Annotated in this window: 8 protein-coding genes and 1 CRISPR repeat array; all 8 genes read right to left on the bottom strand. The window is 38.1% G+C overall.

The annotated features are described in order from the left end of the window. Window positions 1-113: 113 nt before the first annotated feature. Window positions 114-752: direct repeats of the CRISPR family, unit length 29 nt; unit sequence GGAATCATCCCCATGTATATGGGGAGCAC. Window positions 753-781: 29 nt separating this feature from the next. From cas2e to FD33_RS11605, 8 genes are read right to left on the bottom strand one after another with little or no spacing between them, the layout of a single operon-like run. Next, a complete protein-coding gene (cas2e, locus tag FD33_RS11640) occupies window positions 782-1,684 on the bottom strand; it encodes a type I-E CRISPR-associated endoribonuclease Cas2e (RefSeq protein ID WP_056955991.1) in 903 nt (300 codons plus the stop codon). Beyond that, window positions 1,681-2,637, bottom strand: a complete 957-nt coding sequence (cas1e, locus tag FD33_RS11635; RefSeq protein ID WP_025085954.1) for a type I-E CRISPR-associated endonuclease Cas1e — start codon at window positions 2,635-2,637, stop codon at window positions 1,681-1,683. Before cas1e ends, cas2e begins: the two co-directional genes overlap by 4 nt. A 1-nt stretch (window position 2,638) precedes the next feature. Beyond that, on the bottom strand, window positions 2,639-3,313 hold the full coding sequence (gene cas6e, locus FD33_RS11630; protein ID WP_025085955.1) for a type I-E CRISPR-associated protein Cas6/Cse3/CasE: 675 nt from the start codon (window positions 3,311-3,313) through the stop codon (window positions 2,639-2,641). A gap of 15 nt (window positions 3,314-3,328) precedes the next feature. Further along, window positions 3,329-4,048, bottom strand: a complete 720-nt coding sequence (cas5e, locus tag FD33_RS11625) for a type I-E CRISPR-associated protein Cas5/CasD (RefSeq protein ID WP_025085956.1) — start codon at window positions 4,046-4,048, stop codon at window positions 3,329-3,331. After that, window positions 4,029-5,099 (bottom strand): type I-E CRISPR-associated protein Cas7/Cse4/CasC, encoded by a 1,071-nt coding sequence (gene cas7e / locus FD33_RS11620; protein ID WP_025085957.1) that lies wholly within the window; start codon window positions 5,097-5,099, stop codon window positions 4,029-4,031. Before cas7e ends, cas5e begins: the two co-directional genes overlap by 20 nt. Then, window positions 5,099-5,671, bottom strand: a complete 573-nt coding sequence (gene casB, locus FD33_RS11615) for a type I-E CRISPR-associated protein Cse2/CasB (RefSeq protein ID WP_025085958.1) — start codon at window positions 5,669-5,671, stop codon at window positions 5,099-5,101. Before casB ends, cas7e begins: the two co-directional genes overlap by 1 nt. A gap of 9 nt (window positions 5,672-5,680) precedes the next feature. Continuing rightward, complete coding sequence (locus tag FD33_RS11610) at window positions 5,681-7,393, bottom strand: type I-E CRISPR-associated protein Cse1/CasA (RefSeq protein ID WP_025085959.1); 1,713 nt, start codon at window positions 7,391-7,393, stop codon at window positions 5,681-5,683. A gap of 2 nt (window positions 7,394-7,395) precedes the next feature. Next, the gene (locus FD33_RS11605; RefSeq protein ID WP_056955990.1) at window positions 7,396-10,227 is read right to left on the bottom strand and encodes a CRISPR-associated helicase/endonuclease Cas3; all 2,832 of its coding nucleotides are present in this window, start codon (window positions 10,225-10,227) and stop codon (window positions 7,396-7,398) included. Window positions 10,228-10,253: the final 26 nt, after the last annotated feature.

Raw genomic sequence — 10,253 nt, 5'->3', positions numbered from 1 at the left:
CTTCTTTGGTGACTTGTCCGAAAAATTCGATTAATTGTTGCAATCTACCTTAAATATAAAATAATTGGTTTCCTATTTCATACACTAACCATTAAATTATAACCATATTTAATAGAATCATCCCCATGTATATGGGGAGCACTCATTTGTTGCAACTTGGAAAAATACTCTGTCAGAATCATCCCCATGTATATGGGGAGCACTCACTAATGCAAAGCCAGATGTATCTAGTTTTGGAATCATCCCCATGTATATGGGGAGCACTCATTAAGTAAGCAATTACATCATTGTCCATTAGAATCATCCCCATGTATATGGGGAGCACTAGGTTATCAATTGTTACAGAATGAAAATTACAGAATCATCCCCATGTATATGGGGAGCACATACCGTATTGCTGAGCCTTAGCACGGGCAAAGGAATCATCCCCATGTATATGAGGAGCACAAAGATGACCAACTTGCTGACCGAATACTAAAAGAATCATCCCCATGTATATGGGGAGCACTAGTGCTGATAAGTCTCTTTCAAAAATTCAGAAGAATCATCCCCATGTATATGGGGAGCACCAGCGCCTATTGTGGCTGGTTTTGGTTATGCCGGAATCATCCCCATGTATATGGGGAGCACTCTTTCAATCTTGCATCATTTTCAGGCCAATTGGAATCATCCCCATGTATATGGGGAGCACCAGCGCCTATTGTGGCTGGTTTTGGTTATGCCGGAATCATCCCCATGTATATGGGGAGCACACTTAAAAAAAGCCGTTACATAGGCATTTTCAAATTACAAGGTTGCCGTTTTTTATTAACTTCTCTGCTAAAGACAACGTAGCTTGAGCATCAGATAATGCATGATGTGGATCTAAATTCTCTATCTGATATGCCTCCAAGACAGTTGTTAAACGATAGTTATCTAAAAACTCCTGAGTTGTTTTTACTATTGGCATAAGATCGTGGGTAGAGTTAGTAAATTCGGTTTTTCCAACTTTCCGCAATGCTTCCGTTAAAAACCCTTCATCAAATTCAAGATTATAACCGATGATGACTGAATCCTTAACAAAATCAGACAATGCCTCTAATCCTAATGAAAGCTCAACACCCTGTTTTTGCAACTGTTCTGAAGTGATTCCGGTAAGTTCAGTAATTTTGGATGGTACTAAATCCACACTTCGAATTAATTTTTCAAATTGCAGTAATTGTCCGTCGGGCATTATCTTGGCTGCTCCAATTGAAATAATTTCTGCTTTAGTACTATCCAATCCAGTTGTTTCTAAATCAAGTGCCACCAAAGGTTTTGATAATATAGGCTTTACATCTTTTCGATATTTAGTCATACGTCGATGTGACATTGTCATCCCTTTATGGAATTTGGCCGCACTACTGAACCCATGTTTAACTGGCACCTCTTGTTGCTTTAAATGCATCATTAAGGGAATACCATCATAATCGACCACTTGTCGATCCTTACGTGTTGTCCGAAACTGATAGCCTAATTCAGTGGCAGCATTATACGCCATTGTTGCTTCACCGGTCCCAATATTTTTCAAAATACGTTCCCAGAGTAGGTCACGGACTCGTGCACTGACATTACCTACATACACACCTGTTTGAATCTCCTGATACCATTTAGTCAAGTCACCACGAAGTGAAGGCGGAACTTTAGATAAAGTAACAACAATCATTCGTCATCACCTGCCGTTACATCATGATACTGAACTCCCATTTTCTGCATACCAAGTTTATCATCCCAAAGTTGAAATAAATCTGCGCCATCTTGACCATCATCTATGTTTAATAGATTTTTCAAATCAGTCACCATCTGAGACAATAGTTTACCGTCTCGAAAGGCATCTCGCATAGCTAATCGTGTTCTAGCTGCTAGATCTTCTTCTTGACTATATTTTGCAGTCATTTCGAATGCAACAGGAATAGATATTTTTGCTTTATACAAATCTGCAAAATCGTAAACAAAAGATAAATCGTGACCTGTGTGGACAAATCCCAATCCTGGTGATGCCCCTAACGCCACAATTACACTATAACTCAATCCGTAAAGTGCTTGATGTGCTGCAGTCAAAGCCTGATTAATTGGTGTACCCGACTCAAAATTATCTGGATTATACTCACGACGATTCCAGGGTACATTTGTTTTTCTTGATTCTTTGTGATAAACACTTCGAACTCTAGCACCTTCTTTGCCACGAAGTTCTTGCATAGACAACCCTGAAACATCTTGATCAGGAAAGCGCATCTGATACATCTTACGCGCAACAGCAACTCTAGTACGTTGATTCGAAACTAATTTTGCTTGTGCTTGTAATAAACGTGATGAGTGGTTCAAAGCACGACCATGAGCATATGCACGTACTCCTTGCTCGCCAACCCAGACTACAGCCATAGCTGAATCTCCAATTAATTCCATAGCTCTATGAGTTACATTAACCCCAGGGCCCAACAATAAGACACTCACCATAGCAGCTGGAATACATACAATTCCACGTTGATCCGTCACTTGAATAGCACTATCCTGCCTATTAACATCAGCATGTTCTAAATATAAAAAGGTCATACGATCTTGTACACGACCAAGTTCAGAAATTTCTGGCTTCTTAGCACCCATTTTTCTTTCTGACATATTAAGCCTCCGGAATAACAGTCATCATTCCCATACCAAAAGCTTTTTCACGTCCAATTCCCTTTACTAAAGTCTGTTTAAAAGTCTCTGCATTTTCAACGCGTAACAGACCTTCAAACGTTACTCGACTGAGACGAACGGCTCGTCCTGGATTGCGGTGTAACATTGGCCAATCACGTTCGACAATTTTAAAAGCCAGCGTCTGCGTTTCATTTAAATCATTAACACCAACTTGTTTGACCAATTCAAATCCAGACTTCTCTGATCGATCTACCAACCATTTTTCCTGTTGAGTAACTGTAACATGAGGGAAAACTTTCCCACGTTTTTTTCCAGGACGTGTAATCGTATGTGTGGGATTAGCCGTCAATCGGAAACGCATAATCTGACCATCATGAATTTTGTCTAAGAATCCATCGTATGATTTAGTCACAATAGTTCCTGTAACACCATATTTCAATAAAAACTCAGAATCAGGTATGGATTCACTCATGATCAATAAATACTTTTTCCCCGCTAATGTATCCAAACGCCACAAATGTCTATGACGTTCTCCGGTCGCTATTTCCTTTGGAAAGCTCTGCTCAACCCAGTTATGATATGCACCTAAATGAGTAAGATCTTTGATTTTTGCACGATTTTGAACATCAACTTCAACTCTTGATAAATAATACATAGACTACCCCCCTTTCTAAAGTGCACTTAATGCATCATGTTCTGTTGATTCATCAACTGCTATACAAGAATGTGTCAGTTGAACTCGTTCTGTTGACATTGCTCGATAACCAAAGTATCGATTTCTTTGATCAAATGAACCCACTCGATCTTTAACCATTACACTATGATGATCGTTAAGTAAATTTGCATCTGCATATATATCAACTTTGGGAAACATTTTACCAGGATTTTGTTTTCGATAAACTTTTTGAGACCAAGGTGAAACTTGCCAACCTAAATTTTCCAGAACTGTTACAGGATTTTTATCGTCAAGTTCTTCCATTAGAAGAACCCCTGCTGGAACATTAGCTCGACGCCCCAAGAACAACTGATAATGCGGATGACGCAGTGCATTGTGAATTTTTGTAATTTGTTGATCATCATTACTTCCCACGGCAACTACAAATACTGCATCTTGTATGTAATCGCGATAAGTAATTTTGCGAACATTCTTTTTCCATTCAACAGTATGAAAATCAGTTAACATTTGTCCAGCTTGGTCAATTCGTACAGCAAAATTCAAATCATTCAATTGCGAGATTCGTGGATCCTCTCTTGAATAACCCAAAGCTGCTGCAATCATTCCAATAATTGAACTTTTTGAAGGATAATCTCCGGTTGTCCGACGTTCAAACGTAGCCTCATCACCATAGGATTGTAAAGGCGACGTCAATCTAATCGTTAGTATTTTCATCCTCAACCACCTTCGTCAACTCCGTCGTAACCTGTTTCAAGAGATCAGACAAGTTTGTTGCTGTCTTGCCAGCTTCTGTATTGTATTTACTCAAAGCTACCGTCAATAACGGTTGATCTACAAAATCCAATGTCTGCTTATACTCGTTTTCTAGTCGTTCAACAGATTTTTCAACATAACCATCGTTAGATACAACTGGTTTTTCGAATGCCGAAACTAAATTGACAGGTGTATCTTGTCGAATCGTAACCATGACATAGTTTGGAAGCGTTTTGTTTGCAAAAGTATTCTGTTTTCCAGTTGGCATTGATAGGGCAAAATCTTTGATAAAAGCAGATATACCAGCGATGGCACCTTCTTTATTCAGATTATGAACTAATTCATTGACATTCACGTTAGCATACCGATATAGTGTGGCCGAATTAAACTCAATAGTTCCTAACATAGCGGCTCCACTAGTATCTTCACCTTGTTCATCATCTAAGGCAGTAAAGTAATCATATTCAGGAATCACTTCATGAGTTGAAATTGCATGAGCAACTTGTGAGGCGGCATCAACATTTAATTCAGGATTATCGGCTACCATTCGACCAAATAAAGCTAAATCTAGGGATTGGTCCCCCTTAAGAACTTTTTTAATTTCTTTTTTATCAAGTTCATCATTATTGAGTATGTACTGAGCCAATTTTTTAATTTGGCCATTACTAATTAAAAGTAAAGCACCCGTCTCATTATTTTTGTCAACCTTGATACCAGCTGATTTAAAAGCTTCATTAGCTTTGGTTAAAGCAGCTTCTTCATCAAGAGAACCATCTTGCTTACGTAACTCATTAGCCAATAATTGAACAGACTCTTTTGTTCGTGAACTAAATGTCACATGATCTTCCTTAAATGCATGGCGTACGACGTGTTTCCAACTTTGTGAAGAAACTCGAGCTCTCGTAACACCACCATACAAAGCGGTCTTAGGTGCTCCTGTATCATCTCGATTTAAATTAGATGATGGAACAGTTTGAATGATATTTATGTCTAAATATAAATTATTGGTCATTAGTTTTTCTCCCCTTCAGTTGTTTTCTGATTTTTCGTGCTCCAATAGTACTGCTGCCCCCAGCGCAAATGAACTTGGTTCGCAACATCAACACCAAATTGTGCATCATATAAATCTTGTGCTAATAAGGCATAATCAATTTTAATTGAATGAGATAAAGACTGAATCATACTAGCCACATTACTTGTTGCCAAGAGTGCTTTCACTCGACGATCCAGAGCTTCTTGACGATCTGGTTGATTTCTTAACTGAGCAAGCGCTTTAAATAAACTCACTCCTTTATTCTCATCATCCCCGTGAACTGAACTGTAAACAAATTGTGTTTGTCCTTGTTGATGAATCGCATAAAAACGAATGGCTGCATATACTGCCGTTTCCGCATAAGTGGGACGACCATCGCGACTTAACATCTTTTCATCCAGATTAGCCATCATCACTGGCCAAACAGACTGTGCTTGCCGACTTAACAGCGTAGCAGCACCTCGAACATTTGATAAAACAGCTTTGTCTGGTTTTCCATCTCTCCAAAGACTCCGAATCACTCTATCGGTAACCTTTTCTATTTTTCCCATAACGATATATCACTCCTTATCCTGAGGCCCTAAATGTATGCGAACATTATAATTTAGTCTTCTTCGAGCGGTAAAAATATTCAACAAACGGCCTTTATCATCCTCAATACCACTGACGTCCCTAGGAGAACTAGACTTCATGACATCACGAACTGTGTCATTTAAAATATCTTCTAATTGCTCTTTCCATTGTTCAATTTTTTGATCTCTGTCATCATCACCAGTCAATTGGGATAGCCATTCTTTAAATGGAGCATTCAATTTCTGATAAAAACTGGCACTTAAATTGCTGGCAAATGAACGCGCATCCACATTACGTATTTGACCAATTGTTGAAGCAAAATGGTAAAAATCTGTTCCAATCATTTGAGTTGTATCTATAGCATCTTCAATTCGTACAGGCCAATATTCCGCAATTTCAGGATCAAACAACACGTCTGATTGTAATCGTATATCATCGGCTACTTCAACCGCTGGAGCCTGTGAGGTCGCATTACCATCGCTGATCAGAGTTGTTGAAGCTAATGTTAACAATTGATCATTTGCAATGACTGATGTATCTTGATCTTTTATATCATGCAACCAACTAACAATTCCAGGTTCCAATTGTCCTGAATTGCTGTGAACATCAACGTAATTACCAAAGTTTCTCCACATAGAAATACTCAACGAGCGAAGACTCTTAACAGCAGGACGATATTCCCCTGTTTTTTTGTCTACTCTCCACGTTGTCATTGGTTCAATAAAAGCACCTGTAGCTTCAAAAATTGGAATCCCCGCACTAAAAATTAATGGATGCTTATTATCTTGCCATTCAATATGAAGAATTCGTGACCAAGTTGTATAAAGCTCTGCTAGATTATCCGGTACCACCTGTTGTTTACGAACAGCAATGTAATCTTGAATCTCATACTCCCAAACTGGCTTTTGTAAGGCTAACGGGTCTACTTGTTCACCACCTAATTTCAGATTCAACATCAGAGTTTCAAATACAGTCTGTCCTTGGGCATAAACTGGATTAAGCCGATACAACCAACCCGCAGAATTGGAAAACTTTTCTTTCGTCTCAATTTTGGTTTTGTCAGTTACACCTGTAAAGTTTTGATAACTAATCAACCAACGCACAAGTTCATCAATATCAATTGAATTCTTCCGTTCGCCCGTTTTTGGAGCAAAAATTGATGGCGTATTCCCACTTTCCGAAATACGTCGATTAAGTTGTTTAACTAGTACCTGACCTTTTCCCTTTTCGACCCGTTTATTACTAGGAACTAGAGCGTCATAGTCAGCGGTCGTCACTTGATAAAAGGGATGATCACCAAACATATCAAAGCGATTATCGTAACACTTCAAATAATCTGTCACAATTTTAGAAAATTTGCCTGCTCGATAGAGTTGGTTCCACGTATCGAGTAAATCTTCATTAATATCCTCAGCATCTGTATCATCATCAACATCTGTTGCTTGCATTGTGTCAGAATCCACGGTAATCCAAGAATATGGCATATTGCCAGCATTATAACGCGAATATACTGTAGTCAAAATTGCTAACAAAAAACGCATAATTGCTAAATCCTGTGAGCGCATTTCTCCGGCCAATTGACGATAGTCTTGTGCATGACTAAAAAATTCAATCAGTGATACAGACTTCTCCCGTCCTGTATCAGTCTGTATCACTTTAATCCAAGGATCTGTTGTCAAATTAAAGCTCTGACTCGTCATATTTACTTATCCTCCTTTGTATAATTTAATCCTAAATCTTCTGAATACATTAATCGCCAGTTGCCAAGAGTTGCTGATAAATTATCATCCAACGGCAATGCCAAGGACCCCCTTAACCATGGGCTCTCTTGCCATTTATCAAAGTATTCTGCAGTTTTATCTTCTAGATCATTTATAACTTTAGTAATCACGGCAGCATTAGGCGTAATGGCCATTGGTAGACGAATTACTTGTTCAGATATTTCACGATCTGAAACGTCTCTTAATGACCGTCCATCCACTAAATATTGTCCTTTTGCTGTACATTGTATCAAGATAACCTCAACCGTTTCTTGAATATCTCTTACCGCCGCATTAGCACTTTGTTCATCTTTATTTAAATTACGGAAATCATAATCTAACCAACCATGAATAGTCGATTTAAGTCTAAATTTTGGTGCCGCAATTTGGAAAACCTTTGAACGCTGTTTTTCCTGTGCTTGATCTTTATCTAACTTAATTCTCGATTCTCCGATTTCTGGAATTAAATCATCCGTTTTTGGATCGTATACTTCCTGTACTAACTTGGAAATATCATCCGGTAGAGTTACCGTATCTTGCAAAAAATAGTCAGTTTTCATCAAAAGATACTTTTCATAAATAGCTTCATTAGCATCGCCATATTCATATGGGGCTTGAATTCCCATAACAAATACTTCTGGAATATTCAAAGTTTCAGGTCTTTGAATATCATGCCGATGTAAACGACCAGCACGTTGTAAAATCAAATCAATGGGAGCAATATCCGTATATAAAACATCAAAATCAATATCAAGCGACTGTTCCAATACTTGAGTTCCAATCACAATCATTTTGTGTGGGCGATGACCGTCCTTACCAATAAGTCTTTGCAATTTTTCCTCTTGCTTAGACCTTTCAGGTGCTAAGAATGCGGAGTGCAATACCATCAAGGGAGTATCGCCCATAGTTTGATTCTGCTGAAATGCTTTGGCAAGAGTTTGTGCTCTTTTAACAGTATTGACAATAATACCAGCTACTCCGCCTTGTTTTATTTTATCTGTAACTGCTTGAACCAATTCTTCATCATTCACGTTTAAACGTTGTACATACAAATGAGTAGATTTTTGATTCTTCTGATCAAATTTAGTTAGTTGTTTTAATTCAGGTCCGTCCAAAATTGTCAGTAACGGATAAGCTTGCGTTGTCTCCCATCCATCTTTAGCAATTAATTGATTCTGATAGCTTAAACCATATTTTCCTTTTAAGTACGCTTTAACCAGCTGATTTCGTTTTTTAACTGGCAAAGTTGCCGAGAGAATAATTACCGGCACATGATAAGCTCCTAACCAGTTCATAGCTTTAAAGAGATAACTAGACATATATGTATCATACGCATGTACCTCATCAATAACGACAACTTTTCCACTGAATCCAAGATGACGTAAAAAAAGATGCTTCTTTTTTAGTCCCATACGTAATAGATTATCAATAGTTCCTACTGTAAAATCTGTCAGAATTGATTTTTTACCTGTAAACCAACTGTTAACAACCACTGATCCAGTTTGATGTTGCTTGCCATTTTCACTCTGCTCATAAATATTGCTAGCCTCTGGCAAATTAGTGAATTCTGAATTATATTGTCGTTTACTCTGCATCAAATCAATTTGTAATTTTTTTCCTTCATCATCAGCCAAAAATTTTGTCCACTCAAGCACTCGCGTAAACATAGCATTGGTTGTTGCTTGTGTTGGCAACCCCATAAAAAACCCATTTCTGCCAGTTTTATATGCAAGTTGTTCCGCTGCAATTAAAGATATTTCTGTTTTTCCAAGGCCCATACCCGCTTCAACAATTACAAGTCCGGGATCAGTTGTAGCCTGAATTGCTTGAGTCATAGCTAATTGAACCGGGCGTGGAGTATATCCCCAATGATTAAAATATGGATTAGTATTATCATTCAGTATCACCTTTTGTGGAACCCATTTGTCGGATTGCTTCCACGTTAAAATGGCATTCTTAAATCGACTTGTCATATCTATGTCTTGATAACCTTGATCAAGCCCAATTAACGGAAACAGAGGTTTAGATCGATCTTCATTCAACCACTCACTTGAAGATAGCCAATCTGCCATAATCAGAAGTCCTTCTAAGATAACTGCCTGTGGTTGTCCAACCTCTGGAATTTCACCAGCCTCAGTATATCCAGCTAAATTCATTCCATAATCAAATAACCGTTGTCGAGTATCTTGCCAAGCTTGTTTTTCTTCCTGTCGACGTTCTTCCTCAATAGGATCTTTAACATGCCCATCAACTTGATCGTAGTTGGCAGTATAATTTCCCAATTGAATTCTGAGATTATGTTTTTCAGCCGGTTTACCATGATGACCTCCAATGATAGCCCCTACGGAAGCAGGAATATTAAATGCATCACTTTCTAAGATTGCTTCTCCAGCTAATGCATGAGGTGATTTTTGTGGAGATGATAATCCAGATACTCGTAATTCAGAAAAACCATTTCGATTCAAGCGTTCAATCAACTCTTCATCAAGCGAAGCATTATTATCGTAAGATTTTTTTGTTTGAAAAGCCGGTGTGGCTTTCCCAATATCATGAAAGAATCCCAAAAATTTAATTAGCTTTTGCATGTCTTCTTCAGAAACCGACTGAGTTAACAATTCTCTTTGACCGGCATTTAACCAATGATAAAAAAGCCAATTCATCACATGACTGCAATCTACTAAGTGGGCAACTAATGGAAGCCACAACATTTCCCCATCATCTACATGTTTTTTTGCCCATAAACTAGTTTCTCTACTCGTTAATTTTACTGACATTTAATATTTCCCCTTTTTAGAGAGAT

Origin of the sequence: Companilactobacillus paralimentarius DSM 13238 = JCM 10415, assembly GCF_001434985.1 — a bacterium.
GTDB lineage: Bacteria > Bacillota > Bacilli > Lactobacillales > Lactobacillaceae > Companilactobacillus > Companilactobacillus paralimentarius.
This window is presented reverse-complemented; position numbering and strand designations above follow the sequence as displayed.

Excerpts from the sequence above, each read along its gene's own strand:
- cas2e (WP_056955991.1), bottom strand. The coding sequence starts at position 1,684 with ATGATTGTTGTTACTTTATCTAAAGTTCCGCCTTCACTTCGTGGTGAC.
- cas1e (WP_025085954.1), bottom strand. The coding sequence starts at position 2,637 with ATGTCAGAAAGAAAAATGGGTGCTAAGAAGCCAGAAATTTCTGAACTT.
- cas6e (WP_025085955.1), bottom strand. The coding sequence starts at position 3,313 with ATGTATTATTTATCAAGAGTTGAAGTTGATGTTCAAAATCGTGCAAAA.
- cas5e (WP_025085956.1), bottom strand. The coding sequence starts at position 4,048 with ATGAAAATACTAACGATTAGATTGACGTCGCCTTTACAATCCTATGGT.
- cas7e (WP_025085957.1), bottom strand. The coding sequence starts at position 5,099 with ATGACCAATAATTTATATTTAGACATAAATATCATTCAAACTGTTCCA.
- casB (WP_025085958.1), bottom strand. The coding sequence starts at position 5,671 with ATGGGAAAAATAGAAAAGGTTACCGATAGAGTGATTCGGAGTCTTTGG.
- FD33_RS11610 (WP_025085959.1), bottom strand. The coding sequence starts at position 7,393 with ATGACGAGTCAGAGCTTTAATTTGACAACAGATCCTTGGATTAAAGTG.
- FD33_RS11605 (WP_056955990.1), bottom strand. The coding sequence starts at position 10,227 with ATGTCAGTAAAATTAACGAGTAGAGAAACTAGTTTATGGGCAAAAAAA.